Origin of the sequence: Burkholderia sp. Bp9004 (assembly GCF_003858025.1) — a bacterium.
GTDB lineage: Bacteria > Pseudomonadota > Gammaproteobacteria > Burkholderiales > Burkholderiaceae > Burkholderia > Burkholderia diffusa.
Genome location: NZ_QTQD01000011.1, coordinates 141769 through 162811 on the forward strand (window position 1 = coordinate 141769; position 21043 = coordinate 162811).

General features: G+C 66.1%; 17 protein-coding genes and 2 tRNA genes. 11 read left to right on the plus strand and 8 right to left on the minus strand.

From position 1 onward, the window contains the following. Window positions 1-125 precede the first annotated feature (125 nt). A complete protein-coding gene (locus DIE08_RS15090; protein WP_260436528.1) occupies window positions 126-476 on the plus strand; it encodes a hypothetical protein in 351 nt (116 codons plus the stop codon). A 55-nt stretch (window positions 477-531) separates the two neighbouring features. Here DIE08_RS15090 and DIE08_RS15095 read toward each other — a convergent pair whose 3' ends face one another. The 4 genes from DIE08_RS15095 to DIE08_RS15110 all read right to left on the minus strand — a co-directional run bounded on the left by DIE08_RS15095 (window position 532) and on the right by DIE08_RS15110 (window position 4269). Then, on the minus strand, window positions 532-762 hold the full coding sequence (locus DIE08_RS15095; RefSeq protein WP_124622527.1) for a hypothetical protein: 231 nt from the start codon (window positions 760-762) through the stop codon (window positions 532-534). A 97-nt stretch (window positions 763-859) separates the two neighbouring features. After that, window positions 860-1969 (minus strand): class II histone deacetylase, encoded by a 1110-nt coding sequence (locus DIE08_RS15100; RefSeq protein WP_124902358.1) that lies wholly within the window; start codon window positions 1967-1969, stop codon window positions 860-862. A gap of 16 nt (window positions 1970-1985) precedes the next feature. Further along, the gene (locus DIE08_RS15105; RefSeq protein ID WP_124902359.1) at window positions 1986-3203 is read right to left on the minus strand and encodes an MFS transporter; all 1218 of its coding nucleotides are present in this window, start codon (window positions 3201-3203) and stop codon (window positions 1986-1988) included. A gap of 22 nt (window positions 3204-3225) precedes the next feature. After that, complete coding sequence (locus tag DIE08_RS15110; RefSeq protein WP_124902360.1) at window positions 3226-4269, minus strand: porin; 1044 nt, start codon at window positions 4267-4269, stop codon at window positions 3226-3228. A gap of 302 nt (window positions 4270-4571) precedes the next feature. Here DIE08_RS15110 and DIE08_RS15120 point away from each other — a divergent pair, with 302 nt between their 5' ends. Beyond that, on the plus strand, window positions 4572-5717 hold the full coding sequence (locus DIE08_RS15120; protein ID WP_124902361.1) for a LuxR C-terminal-related transcriptional regulator: 1146 nt from the start codon (window positions 4572-4574) through the stop codon (window positions 5715-5717). A 101-nt stretch (window positions 5718-5818) separates the two neighbouring features. Then, on the plus strand, window positions 5819-6817 hold the full coding sequence (locus tag DIE08_RS15125; RefSeq protein ID WP_124902362.1) for a 2-dehydropantoate 2-reductase: 999 nt from the start codon (window positions 5819-5821) through the stop codon (window positions 6815-6817). 256 nt (window positions 6818-7073) lie between these two features. Here the strand turns inward: DIE08_RS15125 and DIE08_RS15130 are convergent, their stop codons facing one another. Next, on the minus strand, window positions 7074-7523 hold the full coding sequence (locus tag DIE08_RS15130; protein ID WP_124902363.1) for a MarR family winged helix-turn-helix transcriptional regulator: 450 nt from the start codon (window positions 7521-7523) through the stop codon (window positions 7074-7076). A 62-nt stretch (window positions 7524-7585) separates the two neighbouring features. After that, window positions 7586-8731 carry a glycerate kinase gene (locus tag DIE08_RS15135; protein WP_124902364.1) on the minus strand — a complete coding sequence of 382 codons (1146 nt, stop codon included), beginning with the start codon at window positions 8729-8731 and terminating at the stop codon, window positions 7586-7588. A gap of 387 nt (window positions 8732-9118) precedes the next feature. Between DIE08_RS15135 and tig the strand changes: the two genes are divergently transcribed. The 7 genes from tig (at window position 9119) to DIE08_RS15170 (ending at window position 17773) form a co-directional block, all read left to right on the plus strand. Next, the gene (gene tig, locus DIE08_RS15140; RefSeq protein ID WP_124622543.1) at window positions 9119-10465 is read left to right on the plus strand and encodes a trigger factor; all 1347 of its coding nucleotides are present in this window, start codon (window positions 9119-9121) and stop codon (window positions 10463-10465) included. 140 nt (window positions 10466-10605) lie between these two features. Beyond that, window positions 10606-11259, plus strand: a complete 654-nt coding sequence (clpP, locus tag DIE08_RS15145; protein ID WP_124902365.1) for an ATP-dependent Clp endopeptidase proteolytic subunit ClpP — start codon at window positions 10606-10608, stop codon at window positions 11257-11259. 164 nt (window positions 11260-11423) lie between these two features. Beyond that, window positions 11424-12695: an ATP-dependent Clp protease ATP-binding subunit ClpX gene (gene clpX / locus DIE08_RS15150; protein WP_006754177.1), complete on the plus strand. Its 1272-nt coding sequence runs from the start codon at window positions 11424-11426 to the stop codon at window positions 12693-12695. Window positions 12696-12892: 197 nt separating this feature from the next. Further along, the gene (lon, locus tag DIE08_RS15155) at window positions 12893-15316 is read left to right on the plus strand and encodes an endopeptidase La (protein WP_059604136.1); all 2424 of its coding nucleotides are present in this window, start codon (window positions 12893-12895) and stop codon (window positions 15314-15316) included. Between the two features lie 209 nt (window positions 15317-15525). Then, window positions 15526-15601 (plus strand) — tRNA-Val (locus tag DIE08_RS15160). Between the two features lie 23 nt (window positions 15602-15624). Beyond that, window positions 15625-15701 (plus strand) — tRNA-Asp (locus DIE08_RS15165). Between the two features lie 137 nt (window positions 15702-15838). After that, complete coding sequence (locus DIE08_RS15170) at window positions 15839-17773, plus strand: SurA N-terminal domain-containing protein (RefSeq protein WP_124902366.1); 1935 nt, start codon at window positions 15839-15841, stop codon at window positions 17771-17773. Between the two features lie 112 nt (window positions 17774-17885). Here DIE08_RS15170 and DIE08_RS15175 read toward each other — a convergent pair whose 3' ends face one another. After that, on the minus strand, window positions 17886-18560 hold the full coding sequence (locus tag DIE08_RS15175; RefSeq protein WP_124902367.1) for an arylesterase: 675 nt from the start codon (window positions 18558-18560) through the stop codon (window positions 17886-17888). Between DIE08_RS15175 and DIE08_RS15180 the strand changes: the two genes are divergently transcribed. Then, window positions 18559-19260: an ABC transporter ATP-binding protein gene (locus DIE08_RS15180; RefSeq protein WP_059449953.1), complete on the plus strand. Its 702-nt coding sequence runs from the start codon at window positions 18559-18561 to the stop codon at window positions 19258-19260. The two genes, DIE08_RS15175 and DIE08_RS15180, sit on opposite strands and share 2 nt — an antisense overlap. A 75-nt stretch (window positions 19261-19335) precedes the next feature. Here DIE08_RS15180 and pgi read toward each other — a convergent pair whose 3' ends face one another. After that, complete coding sequence (pgi, locus tag DIE08_RS15185; protein WP_124902368.1) at window positions 19336-20958, minus strand: glucose-6-phosphate isomerase; 1623 nt, start codon at window positions 20956-20958, stop codon at window positions 19336-19338. Between the last annotated feature and the right edge of the window lie 85 nt (window positions 20959-21043).

Here is a 21043-nt window from a genome sequence, read left to right on the forward strand (position 1 = left end):
GCAGCGCTTTTTTGTTGGTGCGGCGCCGCATGGAGCGCACACGCTTTCGCAGGCACGGAAAACCGGCTGCGCATATTATGAGCAACGCCATTCATTCACGTGGGTTGTCCAACCGGGGACCATCGATGCTCAACGCAGCACGCATGCTGATTTCCGTTCTTCCCCTGACGCTGGCAATACCGGCGTTTGCTGCCACGCCTGCCGACAACGTTGTATGGAGCGCACAGCCCGTGCAGGCGATCGCGCCGTCCCCGGAGTGCATGGCCTACTCGGGGCGGCCCATCTCGAGCGGTGAGCCGCCGACGACGGAAGCCGTCCTGAAATCGGTCGGCACGGTGCTGGTGGGTTCCGCGCTGAGCGCCATCCACGGCTATCAGGGGCCGATCGCGAATCCGTGCGCACGGCGCGGCCCTGTGAACGGTTCCAGGCTGAACGGAGAGGCTTGCTGCCCGTCGCGGATACCTGCCTGCACCTGATGAAAGAAAGCGCCGCGCGTCCACCGATCGCGGTGCTTTGTCGTTTCGAGCGTGCCTAGTCCCAGAAACTCCGCACTGCGACCGCCACGATCACCGGCACCGAGAACACCAGCGGAATCGCGAAATACTGCGCTTCGCGATCGACGATCCAGCTATAGATCAACCACGCCGCGCCGATCGCGAACGTGATGAGGCCGACCAGCACGGCGGCGATATTCAGTGCGAGCTTCGACGGCTGGCGGCGCGGTTTGTCGTTGGTGTCGGGATCGCGCGAAGACGAATTCATCTGAAGAGGGGGCCGGACCTGGCAGGTGTAAAGACACAGGAAACCCTATCCGTACCGATCGCGCAAGGGCTGGCCCCGCATCGTTGGTGAGCGCGCGTTACAAGCCGAACGACACGGCAAGTTCGTCGAGCAGTTCGCGCTGGAACATGACGAACCGCTCGCCCGGCTGCTGCGCGATCGCGAGATCGAGCATCGGATCGGCGACATCGGTGCGGATGCCGGCCAGCTCCTCGACGATCGCGAGTCCGCAGAACGGCACGTACGCCTCCGAATAGCCGCCCTCGTGGACGATCACGAGCCGTCCGCCGCAGTGGCGCTGCGCCGCCTCCTTCACCGAGCGCGTCAAGTACCGGTAACTTTCTGTATGCAATTGCATGCGCGCGAGCGGATCGACCGCGTTCGCGTCGAGGCCGCTCGCGACGACGATCAGCTCCGGCCGGAACCGCTCCAGCGCCGGCAGCACGATCCGCTCGAACGCATGGCGATACGCGTCGTCGCCGCTACCCGCGAGCAACGGCACGTTCAGGTTCGCGCCGAAGCCCGCGCCTGCGCCGCGCTCGTCGCCGCCGCTGTAGCCGGGCGGAAAGCAGCGGTCCTGATGCAGGGAGATCGTCAGCGTGTCCGGATCGTCGTAGTAGATCGACTGCGTGCCGTTGCCGTGATGCACGTCCCAGTCGATCACCGCGACGCGGTCGATGCCATGCTTCGCGCGTGCGGCCTCGATCGCGATCGGGATGTTCGCGAGCAGGCAGAAGCCCATCGGGCGGTCGCGCAGGCAGTGATGGCCGGGTGGCCGCGACAGCGAGAACGCGTTGGCCGCACGCTCGGCGACGACGGTGTCGACCGCCGCGATCGCGAGACCCGCCGACAGTGCGGCGATCTCGTAGCTACCCTTGCCGAACGGCGCGAGATCGCCGAGGTCGCCGCCGTTCGCATCGCTGAGCGCGCGGAACGCGTCGAGATAGCTTGCCGGATGGATGCGCAACAGATCGCCGGTGGTGGCCGGCGCGGCACCGCGCATGTCGAGGTGGTCGGCCAGGCCGGAAGCCTGCACGAGCGACAGGAGGCGGCGCTTCGAATCGGGCGATTCCGCGTAGCCGGCGCTCGATGGCGGCTGGACCCAGCCGCCGACCGGGAAGAACAGCGCGTGCGTGCCGCCGGTGTGCCAGAAGGTGCGTTCGTCGGTGAAGAAGGCAGTGCGATTCATGGATGGTTTTGACCTGTCACGGTTGGGAGGAAACGGAAGCCACGGAAATCCGCACGCGCCGATCGATATGGCGCAGCGCGGCAAACGACGCGATCGCGACGGCGGTCGCGGCCGCGAACAGCACGTGCATCGTGCCGCCCGCGTCGAGCAGAAGGCCGGCGAGGAGCGGGCCGGCCGCGAGGCCCGCGCCGATCACGAAATTGAGCGTCGCGACGAGCCGCCCGGACGTATCGATCTGCGCGACAGTCGCGAGAATGAACGGCAGTACGAATGTCCACGCAAACTTGAACGCGAAGATCGCGGCGCTGTAGCCGCCCGCATGCGGCAGCGCGGCGAGTGCGATGAGCGACGCCGCGAGCAGCGCGTAACCGGCGGCGAGCATCGTGCGCCGCGCAAGCCGGCCGCCCGCGCACGATGCGAGCGCCGCGCCGGCAATCCCCATCACGCTCGCGATCGCGAGCACGTTGCCGATCGACCGCGGGTCGAGTCCGGCCTCCGCCGCCGCGCGGCTCGCGAACGTCCACACGCTGCCGATCGCGAGATAGAAGCTCAGTACCGCGCCGATCGCGAGCACGACGAAGCGCCGTGACGCATCCGTCGACGCGCCGCGCGCGGCCCGGCCCGACGCGGTCCGCGCACCGAGCGTCGCCGGAAAGCCGCGCGACAGCGGTGCGGCAAGCAGCGCGAGCGCGGCCAGCGCGACGTACAGCGCGCGCAGCCCGAACGCGGCGAACACGTGCGGCAGCACGAACAGGCCGATCGCACCGGCGATCAACTGGCCGACGACCCACAGCCCGTACACGCGATCGCTGTTCTCGCTCGTGGCTGCGCTGGTCATGCAGAGCACCATCAGCGAGCCGCCGCCGAGCGCGGTGACGGCTCGCAGCGCGAGCAGCGCGACGAAGCCGGGCATCCACAACGCGGTCAGGAGATTGCCCGCGCCGAACAGCGCGATCGCGCACGCAGCGACGCGGCGCGCATCGACGCGGCCGAGCCACAGGTACGACGGCAGGGTCGCGAGGCTGAACGTGCCGAGTTCGACGAAGAAGTAGGTGCCGATCTGCGACGCGGACAGCCCGAGCTGCGTCGCGAGCTGACCGGCGACGGCCGGCGCGACGAGCAGCAGCAGCGGCGTGATGGCCGCGAACACGACGAGTGCGACGAGCGTCGAGCGCGCGAAAGGGGACGCGCGGCCGTCGGACGGCAGCGCGGCATCGGAGCAAAGGGTTTTCATGGCGGGATCTCGCTGGACGGAATCAGAACAGGTGATACATGCCGACCATCGCGCCGAACTGCGATGCGCCGGCGAGCGGTGTCGGGTCGTATTCGTAGACGGTCTGCGAACTCTGGCCGCTGTTGCGCGCATAACCGAGGTTCACGTAGGCGACGGTGCGTTTCGACAGCGCGTAGGTGGTGCTCGCGATGAACAGCGTCGGGTGGCCGATCGCCGGCGTGTGCGAATCGGTGTGATAGACGCCCGCGTTCAGCCCGATTCCACCCGACGTCAGATAACGGACGCCGCCCCAGACGATCGTGCGCGCCGCATCGAGGTCGCCAGTCAGGCGTTCGATGCCCGCGTAGAGCGTGAGCGGCAGCGTCGCGAACGCGTAACGCGCGGCGAGCGTGCCGAGTTCGCGGCGGCGCGCGGAGGCGTCGTCCGCGGCCGACGCGTCGCCGTGCGCCTGATGCAGCACCGCGCTGATCGACAGCCCGTTGCTGGCGTACTGACCGCCGAGCTCGAGCACGCGTCCTGCGCGCGTATTGCCCGCGACGCCGGCGGTGGCGACGAGGGCCTCGACATCGAAGCCGGCGAACGTCGGAGACTGGTACTTGATCGAGTGGTCGATGAAGTTCGCCGTCATCGGCACGAGCACGCCCTGGCCGCTGTACGACGCGTACCACAGCGGGTCGTAGAACAGCGTCTTGTCGAACAGCACGCTGAACTGCCGGCCGAGCGTCACGGTGCCGACGGGCCCCGCGATGCCGACGTACGCGCCGCGGAAGAACGCGTAGCCCGGCACGGTCGAGGTGCCGTCGTTGATGTTGAGGCCCTGTTCGAGCTTGAACAGCGTGCGCCAGCCGCCGCCGAGATCCTCGGAGCCTTTCAGCCCGACCTGCGACGGCAGGATGCCGTAGTTCTGCAATTGCACGGCCGCGTGCCGTCCGTCGGCATGCGTCAGGTACTGCACGCCGGCGTCGAGCGCGCCGTACAGCGTGAGGGTCGATTGCGCGTGCGCGGCAAGGCTGCACGCGGCGAGCGCCGCGGCGGTCGCCGTGCGGATGAAGCGGGATGTCATCACGTGGGGTTCTCCATACCTTCCTGCATCGTTTGTTGTTGGCGTTGTCGCGACGCAGTGTCGGCAGCGGGAAAACCGCTGAACAGTCGTGCAGATGAACGGTGAGGAAAACCCGCGGTGCACGGGGTGGACGTGCCGCGACACCGCGACGCGGCGTGCTGCGCAGCAGCAACGGGCGGCGCACCGTTCAAATGGATGGGGTTGCGGCGTGTTCCGGCGGCGGCGCCCGCCAAAAATGCCGGTCGCTATAATCGGCCGGTCTGCGTTGCGTGCATCAGCGGCCCGATCGGGCAGGGGAGCGGAAGGTGAGGATCACCACGGATATCGGACAGGATCCTGATGCGCTGCGCGACGTGCCGGCCGCGATCGTGCTCGACGAATCCGCATGGCCGCCGCTGCCGTCCCGCCGCGCCGATTTCGACGGCGCGACGCGCGGCGACGCGGCGCGACGCGAACTCGGCCTGATGCTGCTCGACCTGTATGCGGTCGCCGCGCAGTCGAGCATCGGCGAATTCGAGTGCCGCTTCTTTTCGCTGCTGCAGGGGCTCATCCCGTTCGACGCCGCGTGGACCGGCGTCGCGACGCACACGCCGACCGGCCCCGTGATGCACAACAGTTTCCTGTACCGTCTTCCGCACGCGTTCTTCAGCGACTGGAAACGCGTGCGCGATTGCGATCCGCTCGCGCAACGCACGCTGCTCGGCGCGCACGGTCGCGCGGTGCGTCTGTCGGTCGTCGAGCCCGGGTTCGACGCGCGGTTTCGCGACTGGTGCGTGAAGTACGGGCTGGCGCAACTGATGTGCGTGTGTACGCTCGATCGCCGCTTCGGGCTGACGACGTTCATGTCGATCTATCGCCAGGGCCTGAATCGTCCGTTCAGTGACGACGAAGCGAGTCGCTTCGAGGAAGTGATTCCGCATCTGGCGGCCGCGCTGACGATCAATCGCGCGGCGCAGCTCACGCGCGAGCGTGCCGATGCGGTGGCGCCGGCGGCGCGCGCGCTGTGCGACAACTTCGGCGTGCTGCATCACGCTGATCACGGCTTCGACGACGTGCTGCGGACTGAATGGCCGGCGTGGACGGGCCCGCGCGTGCCGGAGCCGCTGGTCGCGCATGTGCGCCGCCAATCGGGCCAGCCGTACATCGGCGACGCGCTGCGCATCCAGTGCGTGCCCATCGCGGGACTGTTCCAGATCGAGGCGCGGCCGCGCTCGCTGCTCGACAGGCTGAGCCCGCGCGAGCTCGCGGCGATTCGCTATTACGGTGCCGGCCGTTCGCACAAGGAGGTCGCGCAGCAGATGGCGATTTCGCCGACGACGGTGCGTCACTATCTGCGCTGCGCGTACCGCAAGCTCGGCATGCACGACAAGAGCCAGATCGCCGGCGTGCTCGGCGCGACGGGCGGCACGACCGACGACGAGCCTGTGGAGGCGGTCATCGCACCGCGCTGAAACGCTCATGCGAACACGGCCGCGCGGATGCTTGCGTAAATGGTTGTATCCGCAACCATTGGGCGCTATGCTCGTCCGCTCCGGGTAGACGGATTTTCATCATGAACGACACGAATTCAGGGTCGGTGCGCGCTGCGGTGGTCGGGGTCGGCGCGATCGGCGGGTTGCTCGCGGCCGCACTGTCGCGGGCTGGCATGACGGTGAGTGCATTCGCGCGCGGCGCGACGCTCGATGCGCTGAACGCACACGGCGTGCGCGTGATCGACGAGGCGGGGACCGAGTCGTCGGTCACGGTGCGCGCGAGCGACGACGCGTCCGCGCTCGGCGTGCAGGACTACGTGGTGATCGCGCTGAAAGCGCAGGCGTTGCCGGCGCTGGCCGCGCGCGTTGCGCCGCTGGTCGGGCCCGGCACGGTGATTGTCGCCGCGATGAACGGGTTGCCGTGGTGGTTCACGCACGGGTTAGCGGGCCCGCTCGACGGCGTGCCGCTCGATGCGGTCGACCCGGCCGGGGCGGTCTCGGCAGCGCTGCCGCCCGCGCAGGCGATCGGCTGCGTCGTGCACCTGTCGTCCAGCACCGACGCGCCGGGTATCGTGCGCCGCGGCCGCGGCAACCGTCTGATCGTCGGCTCGCCCGATCCGCGGCTCGATGCGGCGACCGCGCGATTCGCGGCGGCGCTCGCCGCGGGCGGTTTCGACGTCGAGTCGACCCCGGCGATCCGCACCGAGATCTGGGCAAAACTGTGGGGCAACATGAACATGAACCCGTTGAGCGCGCTGACGGGTTCGACCGCCTCGCAACTGCTCGACGATCCGTTCACGCAGGAACTCGCGTTGCGGATGATGGAGGAGGCGGCCGCGATCGGCGCGAAACTTGGTCTCGATACGGGAATGAGCGGGCCGGAGCGGATTGCCGTGACGCGCAAGCTCGGCGCGTTCAAGACGTCGATGCTGCAGGATTTCGAGGCCGGGCGGGCACTGGAGATCGGACCGATCCTCGGCGTGTTTCCGGAACTGGGGCGCAAGCTCGACGTGCCGACGCCGTATTGCGACGCGGTGCTGGGATTGCTGCGTCAGCGGGCGGCGAACAGCGGGCTATAGCGGAGGGGGATCGCGGCGCCTGCCCGGTACGCGGAGAAGGCTGCGAGGCGCCGGGTAGGCGTCCGGTAGCCGCGGCAGGGGAAGCCGGGCACGCTGCCCGTGCGCCTGCGCGACTGGAAGGCCCGCAGGATTCATCTGAAATAACGCGGCGGGCGCTGGGGTCCGCTTGAGGCGCGTGCGGGGCCGCTTAGGCGATCCCGGTGCATGCCGCACCTTCGCCACGCGGGTGCGGTACCGATTGCCCCCGTATTGCGACTCAGTCGTCGCGTTCGACCGCGTTCGCGACGACCTTGTCGAGCAGTCGCTCGAACGTCTGGCGCTCGCTATCGGACAGGCACGCGAGCAGGCCGTCATTCCACTTGCGCACGATCGGCATGATCTTGCGATGCAGCGCACGGCCGTCGGCGGTCAGCGCGATCAGCACGATCCGGCCGTCTTCCTTGCTCGCGCTGCGCTGGAGCAACCCCTGGTGCAGCAGCGCTTCCGCCGCGCGGCTCGCCTGGCTTTTGTCGAGATTGGTATGGCGGGCGAGATCCATGATCGAAAACGGACCAAAGGCGCCGACGGCGGCGATCACCCGCGCCTCCGGAAGCGAGATGTCCAGCTTGTGCCGGTACACCTCGGCGATCCCGCGGTCGGATCGCTTCGTGAGCGCATGGAGGCGATAGGTCAGAAACTGATCGAGCCCGGCTTGGCGGCCTTTCATGTCGAATCCTGAAGAAAAAGGGCGGGCCCGATTGTTCCTGTATCGCGCGCTCGGGTCAACGGTCAGTGTGCGCCGTACTTCAGCCGTGTCAACTGTTCGGCTTCGTTCGCGAGCAGGTTCGCCGCGTCGCGGATCGCGACATCGAGCGTGATCGGGCCGGGCGCGGGCGAGAAGCAGCCCGAAAAGTGTTCGGACAGGCGCGGCAGCGCGGCCGGGTCGACCGCGCCCGACAGCAGCGACGCGGGCACGCCCGCGGCCCGCGCATGACGGCAGGCGATGAACGGTGCCTTGCCGTGCAGCGTCTGCACGTCGGAGCGGCCTTCGCCGGTAATCAGCCAGTCGGCGCCGGCGAGCGCGGCATCGAGCCCGATTTGCCGTGCGACCACTTCCGCGCCGGCTTCGAACCGTGCGCCCAGCATGTGCAGCGCGAATCCGAGACCGCCCGCCGCGCCGGCGCCTGGCAGGTCGCGGGCGCGCCGGTCGAGCGCGGTCTCGAGCAGGTCGGCGAAACGGCCGAGCGCGGTGTCGAGGGTCGCAACCTGCTCGGACGTCACGCCCTTTTGCGGACCGAACACCGCGGTCGCGCCGTGCGCGCCCGTCAGCGGGTTGTCGACGTCGGACATGCCGATGAATTCCGCTTCCTTCAGGCGTGGGTCGAGCCCCGACGCGTCGATCCGCGCGATATCGGCGAGCCGCGCCGGGACCGGTTCGACCGGCTGGCCCGCCGCATCGAAGCATTGCAGGCCGAGGCCCGCGAGCAATCCCGCGCCCGCGTCGTTGGTGCTGCTGCCGCCGAGCGCGACGAAGAAGCGGCGCACGCCCTCGTCGAGCAGCATGCGGATCGCTTCGCCCATGCCGCGCGTGCTGCGCGCGTCAACGGGCACGCTCATGCCGACCGCGTCGGTGATCCCGACGACCTCGGCCGTCTCGACGATCGCGGTGTGCGCGTCGATCACGCCGACGGCCGCGTCGCGTGCCGCGAGCGACGCGCCGGCCACCCGCAGCGCGCGCCGCGTGCCGCCGCCCGCCAGCATCGCGTCGAGCGTGCCTTCGCCGCCGTCGGCCATCGGGCAGCAGCGCACGATCGCGTCGGGACGGGCACGGCGGATGCCGGTGGCGATCGCGTCCGCGACCTGCTCGGCGGAAAGCGAGCCTTTGAACGAATCGGGCGCGATGACGACGACAGGCGCGGACGGGTGTTGCGGCATGGTGTCTCCGGAAGGCGTGTTTGATGTGAAGAATGGCGGCCGCGACCGCGGCGCATGCTCAATCGGAGCTTACAGGATGGCGGCCCGGCGGTGGATACGCCGTTCGGCATAGCGGCGATCCGCGCGCATTGCCGTCGACGGAAGCGGACGGCGCGACCGCTCGGCATCGTTGTCGTGCCGTTCTGGCGGTACGAGGAAAATTGTTTGCTAGAATAGTCGATTCTTCCGGCCAAAGCCGTGCTCCGAGCCGCTTGCGCTAGCCATCCGGCGCGTGCAGGGATGGCGTGGCGCTCCGGCGCGGCGTGTGCATGCGATGCACCACACGCTGCAGGCAGGTACGGCAAGGAAAACCCGATTCGCTCGAATAATTTTAGGACGATTGAAGCCATGGCTAACGTTGTTGAGAACCTCGGCAAGCTTGAACGCCGCGTGACGATTTCCCTGCCGAAGGACACCGTGCAGAAGGAAATCGACGCCCGTATCCAGAAACTCGCGAAGAACGTTCGCATGCCGGGTTTCCGCCCGGGCAAGGTGCCGCTCAAGATGGTCGCACAGCAGTACTCGGGTCAGGTCGAGGCGGAAGTGCTGAGCGACAAGATCGGCCAGGAATTCTTCACGATCAGCCGTGCGGAAAACCTGCGCGTGGCCGGCCAGCCGAGCTTCGAGCCGAAGCAGGAGCAGGCTGAGGATGCATACGCGTTCGACGCGACGTTCGAGGTTTACCCGGAAGTGAAGATCGGCGATCTGGCGACGGCTGAAGTCGAACGCTCGACGACGTCGATCGGCGACGCCGAAATCGACCGCACGCTGGATATCCTGCGCAAGCAGCGCGTGCACTTCCACGCTCGCGGCGAAGCCGGCGAGCACGGTGACGGCGGTGCGGACACCGCAGCGAAGAACGGCGACCGCGTGACGGTCGACTTCGTCGGCAAGATCGACGACGTCGCGTTCCAGGGCGGCACGGCCGAAGACTTCCCGTTCGTGCTCGGCGAAGGCCGCATGCTGCCGGAATTCGAAACGGCGGCGCTGGGCCTGAAGGTCGGCGAACAGCGTACGTTCGATCTGAAGTTCCCGGACGACTACCACGGCAAGGACGTGGCGGGCAAGACGGCGCAATTCACGGTCACGATGAAGAAGATCGAGTGGCCGCACATGCCGGAAATCGACGGCGAATTCGCGAAGTCGCTCGGCATCGAAGACGGCGACCTGACGAAGATGCGCGCCGAAATCAAGGAAAACCTCGAGCGCGAAGCGAAGCGTCGCACGCAAGCCATCGTCAAGAACCAGGTGATGGACGCACTGCTGAAGATTTCCGAACTCGACGTGCCGAAGGCGCTGATCGAGCAGGACCAGCAACGCCTCGTCGAAATGGCTCGCCAGGATCTGGCGCAGCGCGGCGTGCCGAACGCGAAGGACGCACCGATCCCGGCCGAGATGTTCGCCGAGCAGGCAGAGCGTCGCGTGAAGCTGGGCCTCGTGCTGGCCGAGCTCGTGAAGTCGAACGGCCTCGAAGCGAAGCCGGAGCAGATCCGCGCGGAAGTCGACGAGTTCGCGAAGAGCTACGAAGACCCGAAGGAAGTGGTCCGCTGGTATTATTCGAACCAGCAGCGCCTCGCCGAGATGGAAGCGTTCGTCGTTGAAAGCAACGTCGTCGACTTCGTGCTGGGCAAGGCAAAGGTGACGGACAAGGAAGTGAGCTTCGAGGCACTCGCGAGCGCATCGGCGCAAGCGTAAGTGTCGCTCTAGCGGCGTGCCGGCTGTCGGAGCGACGGCCCGCACGCCGTTTCTACGTCAAGCGCACGGTTGCCATTAATATGGCGATTGAGCGGGCGGCTTCCCTCCGTTCAATTTTCCATTCGAACAAGGCTTATTGAATGATCACTCGCGCTGAATTGCTGGACATGCTTGCGTCGAACGCGCCGCAGGGTTTCGAGGCGCAAGCGCTGGGGCTGGTGCCGATCGTCGTCGAAACGAGCGGCCGCGGCGAGCGTTCGTACGATATCTATTCGCGTCTCCTGAAGGAGCGCCTGGTGTTCATGGTCGGCGAAGTGAACGACCAGACCGCCAACCTCGTGGTCGCGCAATTGTTGTTCCTCGAGAGCGAGAATCCCGACAAGGACATCAGCCTCTACATCAACAGCCCGGGCGGCTCCGTATCGGCCGGCATGGCGATCTACGACACGATGCAGTTCATCAAGCCGGACGTGTCGACCCTCTGCATGGGCCTCGCGGCCAGCATGGGCGCGTTCCTGCTCGCGTCGGGCGCGAAGGGCAAGCGTTTCGCGCTGCCGAACTCGCGCGTGATGATTCACCAGCCGCTCGGCGGCGCGCGCGGCCAGGCGTCCGACATCGAGATCCAGGCACGCGAAATCCTCTACCTGAAGGAGCGGCTGAATAACCTGCTCGCGCAGCATACGGGCCAGGACGTCGAGCGCATCGCCCGCGACACCGACCGTGATAACTTCATGTCGAGCGAAGATGCAAAGGTGTACGGGCTGATCGATCAGGTGCTGCTGAAGCGCCCGTGAGCTTAAGTAGGGTGCCGCCCCGATTCGGTCGGTGCCCCCGCAATGTCCCGAGTGCCCTGAGCATCTGCGGCAAGCGCATCCAGCCGGCTCCGGTCGCGCCCTAGGCGCGGCGTCCGGAGCATTCGGCGTATCATGTCATTTACCTGTCCGGAGGCTCTACATTCATGGCGGACAAAAAAGGTTCGAACAGCGAGAAGCTGTTGTATTGTTCGTTTTGCGGCAAGAGCCAGCATGAGGTGAAGAAACTCATCGCGGGCCCGTCGGTATTCATCTGCGATGAATGCATCGACCTCTGCAACGAGATCATTCGCGACGAGGCGGCTGCCGCCGGCGTCGAGGCCAGCCTGTCCCGGTCGGATCTGCCGAGCCCGCAGGAAATTCGCGACATCCTCGATCAGTACGTGATCGGCCAGGAGCGCGCGAAGAAGATCCTCGCGGTGGCCGTCTACAACCACTACAAGCGCCTGAAGCACCTCGACAAGAAGGACGATGTCGAGCTGTCGAAGAGCAACATCCTGCTGATCGGCCCGACGGGCTCCGGCAAGACGCTGCTCGCGCAGACGCTCGCGCGGTTGCTGAACGTGCCGTTCGTGATCGCCGATGCGACGACGCTGACCGAAGCCGGCTACGTCGGCGAGGACGTCGAGAACATCATTCAGAAGCTGTTGCAGAACTGCAACTACGAGGTCGACAAGGCCCAGCGCGGGATCGTCTACATCGACGAAATCGACAAGATCAGCCGCAAGTCGGACAACCCGTCGATCACGCGCGACGTGTCGGGCGAGGGCGTCCAGCAGGCACTGCTGAAGCTCGTCGAGGGCACGATGGCGTCGGTGCCGCCGCAGGGCGGCCGCAAGCACCCGAACCAGGATTTCATCCAGGTCGACACGACCAACATCCTGTTCATTTGCGGCGGCGCGTTCGACGGGCTCGAGAAGGTGATCACCGATCGCACCGAAAAGACGGGCATCGGCTTCGGCGCGACGGTCAAGAGCAAGCAGGAACGCGACGCGGGCGAAGTGCTGCGCGAAACGGAACCGGAAGACCTGATCAAATTCGGTCTGATCCCCGAACTGATCGGCCGTCTGCCAGTGGTCGCGACGCTCGGCAAGCTCGATGAAGCCGCGCTGATGAAGATCCTCGTCGAGCCGAAGAATGCGCTCGTCAAGCAGTATCACAAGCTGTTCGCGATGGAGCGCGTCGAGCTGGAAATCCGGCCGGGCGCGCTGCAGGCAGTCGCACGCAAGGCGATCCGCCGCAAGACGGGCGCGCGCGGTTTGCGTTCGATCATCGAACAGGCATTGCTCGACGTGATGTATGAACTGCCGGCGATGAAAGGGGTCAGCAAGGTCATCATCGACGAGAACGTCATCGATGGCGACGGCAAGCCCCTGCTGATCTATGAGGACACGCCGAAGGTGGCGGGTTCGAACTGACCGGCTTGCCGACGATGTTCTGCGAAAAAGGCCGTTCATGAGACCGTGGGCGGCTTTTTTTCGTTTATCTTGTGGGTAACTCTGACTCGACACGCGGTGGTTACTTTCTTACCGAATATTTCCCGCACTTGAAGGCTTGCAATTCGTTGTGGCGGCCTCAATTACCGAACAATTGATTCCACTCATGGGGAAATGAAATGTCAGGCACCCAACTTCTCCCGCCGGAACGCATTACGCTCCCGCTGCTGCCGCTGCGGGATGTCGTCGTTTTCCCGCACATGGTGATTCCGCTCTTCGTGGGCCGGCCGAAATCGATCAAGGCCCTCGAAGCAGCGATGGAAGGCGGCAAGCACATCATGCTCGTCGCCCAGAAGACCGCGGCCAAGGACGAACCGACCGAAAAGGACATGTACGAGGTCGGTTGTATCGCCAACATCCTACAGATGCTGAAGCTGCCGGACGGCACCGTGAAGGTGCTCGTCGAGGGCCTGCAGCGTGCGAAGGCGTTGTCGATCGAAGAGCAGGAGACGCAGTTCTCCTGTGAAGTCATGCCGCTCGAGCCCGATCACGCCGACAGCGCGGAAACGGAAGCGCTGCGCCGCGCGATTGTGTCGCAGTTCGACCAGTACGTGAAGCTGAACAAGAAGATCCCGCCGGAAATTCTCACGTCGCTGTCGGGCATCGATGAAGCAGGTCGCCTCGCGGACATGATCGCCGAGCGTCTGCCGCTGAAGCTCGACCAGAAGCAGCACATCCTCGAGATGTTCCCGGTCATCGAGCGCCTCGAGCACCTGCTCGCGCAGCTCGAAGCCGAGATCGACATCCTGCAGGTCGAAAAGCGCATCCGCGGGCGCGTGAAGCGCCAGATGGAAAAGAGCCAGCGCGAGTACTACCTGAACGAACAGGTCAAGGCGATCCAGAAGGAACTGGGCGAAGGCGAAGAGGGTGCGGACCTCGAGGAACTCGAGAAGCGCATCAACGCCGCGCGCATGCCGAAGGAAGCGAAGAAGAAGGCCGATGCCGAGCTCAAGAAGCTGAAGCTGATGTCGCCGATGTCGGCGGAAGCGACCGTCGTGCGCAACTACATCGACACGCTGATCGGCCTGCCGTGGCGCAAGAAGAGCAAGGTCAACAACGACCTGTCGAACGCCGAGCAGGTGCTCGACGAGGATCACTTCGGCCTCGAGAAGGTGAAGGAACGCATCCTCGAGTATCTCGCGGTGCAGCAGCGCGTCGACAAGGTGAAGGCGCCGATCCTGTGCCTCGTCGGGCCCCCGGGCGTCGGCAAGACCTCGCTCGGCCAGTCGATCGCTCGCGCGACGAACCGCAAGTTCGTCCGGATGGCGCTCGGCGGCGTGCGTGACGAAGCCGAGATTCGCGGCCACCGCCGCACGTACATCGGCTCGATGCCGGGCAAGATCCTGCAGAGCCTGGCGAAAGTCGGCGTGCGCAATCCGCTCTTCCTGCTCGACGAAGTCGACAAGATGGGCATGGATTTCCGCGGCGATCCGTCGTCGGCGCTGCTCGAAGTGCTCGATCCGGAACAGAACCACACGTTCGCCGATCACTACATCGAAGTCGACTTCGACCTGTCGGACGTGATGTTCGTCGCGACGTCGAACTCGCTGAACATCCCGCCGCCGCTGCTCGACCGGATGGAAGTGATTCGTCTGTCGGGTTACACGGAAGACGAGAAGGTCAGCATCGCGCAGCGCTACCTGCTGCCGAAGCAGAAGAAGAACAACGGCCTGAAGGAAGGCGAGATCGAAGTCGCCGAGCAGGCGATCCGCGACATCATCCGCTACTACACGCGCGAAGCCGGTGTGCGTTCGCTCGAGCGGGAAGTGTCGAAGATCTGCCGCAAGGTCGTGAAGATGCTGTTGCTGAAGAAGGCATCGGGCGCGATCAAGGTCGATGGCGAGAACCTCGATACGTTCCTCGGCGTGCGCAAGTACGACTTCGGCCTCGCGGCGAAGGAGAACCAGGTCGGTCAGGTGACGGGCCTCGCGTGGACGGAAGTTGGCGGCGACCTGCTGACGATCGAAGCCGCGGTGATGCCGGGCAAGGGCAACGTGATCCGCACGGGTTCGCTCGGCGACGTGATGAAGGAGTCGGTCGAGGCTGCACGTTCGGTCGTGCGCTCGCGTTCGCGCCGTCTGGGTATCAAGGACGAAGCGTTCGAGAAGCAGGACATCCACATCCACGTGCCGGAAGGCGCGACGCCGAAGGACGGTCCGTCCGCCGGCGGTGCGATGACGACCGCGCTGGTGTCGGTGCTGACGGGGATCCCCGTGCGTGCCGATGTCGCGATGACGGGCGAGATCACGCTGCGTGGCGAAGTGCTGCCGATCGGCGGGCTGAAGGAAAAGCTGCTGGCTGCGCATCGCGGCGGCATCAAGCTCGTGCTGATCCCGGAAGAGAACGTGAAGGATCTCGCGGACATTCCGGACAACGTGAAGAACGCGATCGAGATCGTGCCGGTCCGCTGGATCGACAAGGTGCTCGAACTCGCGCTCGAGCGTACGCCGACCCCGCTGCCGCCGGAAGAAGAGGCGAAGGCTGCGGCACCGGTCGGCGAGGCGGCGACGGATGCTGGCTCGACGGAAGTCGTCAAGCACTGAAAACCTGAGCGCCGTCCCTGACGGTTGTTCACGAAACCCGCGGCGTGTCCGCGGGTTTTTTTATGTGCGTCGGCATCGTGTGTGTTGAGCAGGGGGCGTTAAAATTTTTTGCGCACGGGCTTGGCAAAATGATCGGGGATGAATTAAACTTGCGGGCTCGCTGGTTGTTGATGCCGAAACGCAGATCGCAGCCAGAACGAATCGGAAACGGGTGCTTAGCTCAGCTGGTAGAGCGGCGCCCTTACAAGGCGTAGGTCGGGGGTTCGAACCCCTCAGCACCCACCAGTTTCCTGATTCAGCCAGACCAAGGAGCGGTAGTTCAGTCGGTTAGAATACCGGCCTGTCACGCCGGGGGTCGCGGGTTCGAGTCCCGTCCGCTCCGCCAGAAAATGAAAAAGCCCGCCTCGTGCGGGCTTTTTCATTTGCGTCGTCGGTTGCGCCCGTTCGTTGCGCACCTGCTTTTTTCCCGTGCCACCCCGTATGTTGTAATATCGGACGTTTTGTCCAATTTTCCCGTCACGCATGCTCGATTTCTTCCGTAATCACCAGCGCCTGATGATGGCGCTCCTGCTCCTGATCGTGTTGCCGGGGCTGGGTTTCGTCGGGATCCAAGGTTTCCGCGGCTTCTTCGACGACAGCGCGAACGTCGCGGCGGTCAACGGGCACAAGATCACGCGGGTCGAATTCGACGGCGCGTTCCGCCAGCAGATCGACCAGGCGCGCCAGGCGCTCGGCGGGCAGTTCGACATCAAGGCGTTCGACACGCCCGAACATCGCAAGCAAGTGCTCGACGGCCTGATCCAGCAACGCGTGCTGACCGACGAGACGCAGCGCCTGCACCTGACCGCATCCGACAACGCCGTGCGCGACGCATTGATGAGCGACCCGATGATCGCGTCGCTGAAGAAACCCGACGGTACGATCGACGTCCAGCGCTACGCGCAACTGTTGTCGTTCCAGGGGATGACGCCCGAGCAGTATCAGGAACGCGTGCGTTACAGCCTCGCGCTGCAGCAGATTCCGGCGAGCATCGTGGCGAGCGCATTCACGCCGAAGGGGCCGGCGCAACGGCTGTCGGAACTGGCGGCGCAGCAGCGCGAAGTGCAGGCGCTCGTGCTGAAGACGAGCGACTACGCGGCGAAGGTGCAGCCCACCGACGCGCAGCTCACGGCGTACTACGACGCGCACAAGCAAGGATTCGCGACGCCGGAAACCGCGACGATCCAGTATCTCGTCTATTCGCCGGCAGCGGCCGCCGCGAGCGCGCAGCCGACCGATGCCGACATCAAGAAGTTCTACGACGACAACCCGACGCACTTCCGCTCGGAAGCGCAGGTGCGCGTGAGCCACATCTTCATCGCCGCGGCGAGCGACGCAAGCGCGGCCGACAAGGCGGCCGCGAAGGCGAAGGCCGAGCAGCTGCTGGCCGACGTGAAGGCGCATCCGGACCAGTTCGCGCAGATCGCGCAGAAGAGCTCGCAGGACGCGCCGTCGGCGGCGAAGGGCGGCGATCTGGGCTTCATCACGCGCGGCTCGACGGCGGGCGGCAAGGCGTTCGACGATGCCGCGTTCGCGCTCAAGCAGGGCGACGTGAGCGGTATCGTGCAATCGGACCTCGGTTTTCACATCCTGAAGGCGACGGAAGTGAAGCCGTCCGTGGTCAAGCCGTTCGCGGACGTGAAGGACCAGATCGCAGTCGACCTGAAGCAGCAATACGCGGCGAAGGCGTTCTCGGACAACGCGGAAGGCTTCACGTCGACCGTCTATGAAAAGGCGAAGACGCTGCAGCCGGCCGCCGACAAGTACAAGCTGACGATCCAGACGGCCACCGTCACGCCGACGCCGAATCCGCAACTGCCGGCGACGAGCCCGCTGAACAACCCGAAGTTCCTCGCCGCCGTGTTCGCGAACGACTCGGTGAAGAACCAGAACAACACGCAGGCGATCGATGTGGGCAACAACACGCTGATCTCGGCGCGCGTGACCGACTACAAGCCGGCTGCCGTGCCGGCGCTCGACGCGATCAAGGATGCGGTGCGTCAGAAGGTCATCGCCGAGCAGGCCGCGGAACTTGCGAAGAAGGACGGCGCGGCGAAGCTGGCCGAACTGCAGAAGTCGAAGTCGGCCGATGGCTTCACGGCCGCGCAGAAGGTGTCGCGCTCGCAGTCGCAGGGCCTGACGCCGGCGGCGCTGAGCGCCGTCTACAAGATCGATGCGAAGACGCTGCCGGCATACGTCGGTGTCGATCTTGGCGCGGACGGCTACGCGATCTATCGCGTGAATGCGGTGATCCCGGGTACGGCCGTCGATCCGCAGCAACTCGCGGCCGCGCAGCAGCAGATGGCGCAGGTCGAAGCGCAAAGCGAAGGCGAGGCGTATCTCGCCGCACTGCGCGACCGCTCGAAGGTGAAGCTGTACGGCACCACGCAGAGCCAGTCGCAGGACGGCGGCAGCTAAGCCGCGATCAAGCGACAACCAAGCGAAGCGCCGTTCACGGTTTCGCGCGCAGCAACAAAAAGCCCCGTTCGAAACGGGGCTTTTTGCTTTCCGGCGGTGGCGCGCCGCGAGGTCAACCGCGCGGCTTGCCGAGCAGCGGCTTCAGCGCCGGCCAGACGTTGTCGAGCAGGATCCCCTGCGCCTGTTGCGCGGGATGCATCTGGTCCGACTGGAACATTTCCGGCTTGTTCTCGATGCCGGCCAGCAGGAACGGCACGAGCGGTACGCCGAGTTCCTTCGACAGGCGCGTGTAGACCGCATGGAATTTCTGCGTGTAGTCGGGCCCGTAGTTGGGCGGCACGTACATGCCGACCAGCACGACCTTCGCGCGCGCTTGCCGCGCATCGGTGATGATGTCGCGCAGGTTCTGTTCGGTCGTCGCGAGCGGCACGCCGCGCAGCGCGTCGTTCGAGCCGAGCTCGACGACGACGATCGACGGCTTCAGCCGTTGCAGCACCGCAGGGAGTCGCGCACGGCCGCCGCTCGTGGTGTCGCCGCTGACGCTTGCGTTCGCGACGCTATAATCGATCCGCTCGGTTGCGAGCCGTTGCCGCAGCAACGCAACCCAGCCGGTGTCGCGCGGCAACCCGTATTCGGCCGACAGGCTGTCGCCGAGCACGACGAGCGCGGGGTGGCCCGATGTCGGGGCCGCCGTCGTCGCAGCGCGTGCGGGCACGTTTGCTGCGAGCAGGGTACCCAGCAGCGCGGCGAGCGCCGCGCGTCTTTTCCAGCGGAATGTCGTGTCCATGTTCAAGATTACCGATCCGATCATCGAAGTCCATGACGTGTGCAAGCGGGTCGCCGACGCAACGGGCGAGCTGACGATCCTCGACGGCATCACGTTCGCCGTGCGGCCCGGCAGCAGCCTCGCGATCGTCGGCGCATCTGGGTCGGGCAAGTCGACGCTGCTCGGCCTGCTTGCGGGGTTGGACAGCGCAACGAGCGGCACGGTTCGCCTGCTCGGTCGCGCGCTCGACCAGCTCGACGAGGACGAGCGCGCCGCGCTGCGCAACGGCGCGGTCGGGTTCGTGTTCCAGTCGTTTCAGTTGATGCCGCACCTGACGGCACTCGAGAACGTGATGCTTCCGCTCGAACTGCAGGGCGGCATCAACGCGCGCGACGCGGCCGATCGGGCGCGCGCGTTGCTCGTGCAGGTCGGTCTCGGCGAGCGCACCGCGCATTATCCGAAGCTGCTGTCTGGTGGCGAGCAACAACGCGTCGCGCTTGCGCGCGCGTTCGTCACGCATCCCGCAATCCTGTTCGCCGACGAACCGACCGGCAGTCTCGATGCAGCCACGGGCCACGCCGTCATCGACCTGATGTTCGAACTGAACCGCACGCACGGGGCGACGCTCGTGCTCGTGACGCACGATGCCGAGCTCGCGCGGCGCTGCGCCACGACGGTCACCATCGACGCCGGCCGCATCGTCGCGCCGCACGCGGCATAGCGCGAGACCGAATTGCTTGTTGGCCGCACCGGCTGGATCGCCCGGTGCGGCCGGCATGCGTTCGACGTTGTCGCGTCAGCGCTTGAGTGCCGCACGCGCGCGCTCGATCAGCGCGGTCGTCGACGAATCGTGCTTCGCGGAATCGATCGATTCGGCCGACAGGTCGGCTTCGACGACCTTGCCGAGAATCTTGCCGAGCTCGACGCCCCACTGGTCGAACGGATTGATGTCCCACACCGTTGCCTGCACCAGCACCTTGTGCTCGTAGAGCGCGATCAGCGCGCCGAGCGTGCGCGGCGTCAGCGCATCCACCAGCAGCGTCGTCGTCGGGCGGTTGCCGGGGAACGTCAGGTGCGGCGCGAGCGCTTCCTTGCCGGGGCCGGCGACCTCGCGCGCTTCGTCGAGCGTGCGACCGAGCATCAGCGCTTCACTCTGCGCGAAGCAGTTTGCGAGCAGCTTCGGGTGATGGCTAGCGAGCGGATGCTCGGGCGTCAGCACGGCGATGAAGTCGATCGGCACGATCGTCGGGCCCTGGTGCAGCATCTGGAAAAACGCGTGCTGGCCGTTGGTGCCCGGCTCGCCCCACGTGACGGCCGACGTCGGGTAGTCGACGAACGTGCCGTCCAGGCGCGCGGACTTGCCGTTGCTTTCCATTTCGAGCTGCTGCAGGTACGACGGCAGGTAGTGCAGCGCTTCCGAATACGGCGCGACGAGATAGCTCTGCGAGCCGAAGAAGTTGCGGTACCAGATGCCGATCAGGCCGAGCAACACCGGCAGGTTGCGCTCGAGCGGCGCTTCGCGGAAATGGCGGTCCATGTCGTTCGCGCCGGCGAGCAGTTCGTCGAACTGCTCGGGCCCGATCGCGATCATGATCGACAGGCCGACCGCCGACCACAGCGAATAGCGGCCGCCGACCCAGTCCCACATTTCGAACACGTTGTCGGCGGAGATGCCGAACTTCACGACTTCGGCCGGGTTCGCCGACACACCGACGAAGTGCTTCGCGAGCGCGTCTTCCGGGCAGCCGCGCGCGACGAACCAGTCGCGCAGCGAGCGTGCGTTCGTCATCGTCTCGAGTGTCGTGAAGGTCTTCGACACGATGATCGCGAGCGTTTCCTCAGGGTCGACCTGTTCGAGCACGCGCGCGAGATCGGCGCCGTCGACGTTCGACACGAAGTGGGTCGAAATGTCGGGCGTCGCGACATGGTGCAGCGCGTGCGTGACCATCTTCGGTCCGAGATCCGAGCCGCCGATGCCGATGTTGATCACGTGGCGGATGCGCTTGCCGGTGTAGCCGGTCCACGCGCCGCTGCGCACGGCGCGTGCGAAGGTCGCCATCTTCGCGCGCTCGGCGCTGACCTGCGCATGGAACGGCGCGTGCGGGTCGGTCGCGCGCAATGCCGTGTGCAGCGCGGCGCGGCCTTCGGTCGGGTTGACGATCTCGCCGGCGAACATCGCGTCGCGGCGCGCCTCGACGCGCGCTTCGCGGGCCAGCTGCACGAGCAGGCGCAACGTGTCGTCGTTGATGCGGTTCTTCGAGAAGTCGGCCGCAAGGCCGCCGCCGGGGATCGTGAAGCGTTCGGCACGGGTCGGCGCGCGGTCGTTTTCCGGCGCGAACCAGTCGCGCAGCCGCGCGTGGCGGATCTGTTCGAAGTGGGATTGAAGGGCAGTCCAGGCGGGGAGCGAATTCAGCGTCATGGCGGTTCGAGTGAAGCGTGAATCGGGAGGAATGCCGCGCCGGCGCATCGGGATCGGAACGCCGGCGGACGAGCGGGCCCGCCGT

Bases quoted from the DNA above. Each gene is read 5' to 3' on its own strand.
- DIE08_RS15135 (WP_124902364.1), bottom strand. From the start codon at position 8,731: ATGCCGCAACACCCGTCCGCGCCTGTCGTCGTCATCGCGCCCGATTCG.
- clpX (WP_006754177.1), top strand. From the start codon at position 11,424: ATGGCGGACAAAAAAGGTTCGAACAGCGAGAAGCTGTTGTATTGTTCG.
- DIE08_RS15090 (WP_260436528.1), top strand. From the start codon at position 126: ATGCTCAACGCAGCACGCATGCTGATTTCCGTTCTTCCCCTGACGCTG.
- DIE08_RS15100 (WP_124902358.1), bottom strand. From the start codon at position 1,969: ATGAATCGCACTGCCTTCTTCACCGACGAACGCACCTTCTGGCACACC.
- clpP (WP_124902365.1), top strand. From the start codon at position 10,606: ATGATCACTCGCGCTGAATTGCTGGACATGCTTGCGTCGAACGCGCCG.
- DIE08_RS15130 (WP_124902363.1), bottom strand. From the start codon at position 7,523: ATGAAAGGCCGCCAAGCCGGGCTCGATCAGTTTCTGACCTATCGCCTC.
- pgi (WP_124902368.1), bottom strand. From the start codon at position 20,958: ATGACGCTGAATTCGCTCCCCGCCTGGACTGCCCTTCAATCCCACTTC.
- DIE08_RS15175 (WP_124902367.1), bottom strand. From the start codon at position 18,560: ATGGACACGACATTCCGCTGGAAAAGACGCGCGGCGCTCGCCGCGCTG.
- lon (WP_059604136.1), top strand. From the start codon at position 12,893: ATGTCAGGCACCCAACTTCTCCCGCCGGAACGCATTACGCTCCCGCTG.
- tig (WP_124622543.1), top strand. From the start codon at position 9,119: ATGGCTAACGTTGTTGAGAACCTCGGCAAGCTTGAACGCCGCGTGACG.
- DIE08_RS15125 (WP_124902362.1), top strand. From the start codon at position 5,819: ATGAACGACACGAATTCAGGGTCGGTGCGCGCTGCGGTGGTCGGGGTC.
- DIE08_RS15180 (WP_059449953.1), top strand. From the start codon at position 18,559: ATGTTCAAGATTACCGATCCGATCATCGAAGTCCATGACGTGTGCAAG.
- DIE08_RS15170 (WP_124902366.1), top strand. From the start codon at position 15,839: ATGCTCGATTTCTTCCGTAATCACCAGCGCCTGATGATGGCGCTCCTG.
- DIE08_RS15095 (WP_124622527.1), bottom strand. From the start codon at position 762: ATGAATTCGTCTTCGCGCGATCCCGACACCAACGACAAACCGCGCCGC.
- DIE08_RS15105 (WP_124902359.1), bottom strand. From the start codon at position 3,203: ATGAAAACCCTTTGCTCCGATGCCGCGCTGCCGTCCGACGGCCGCGCG.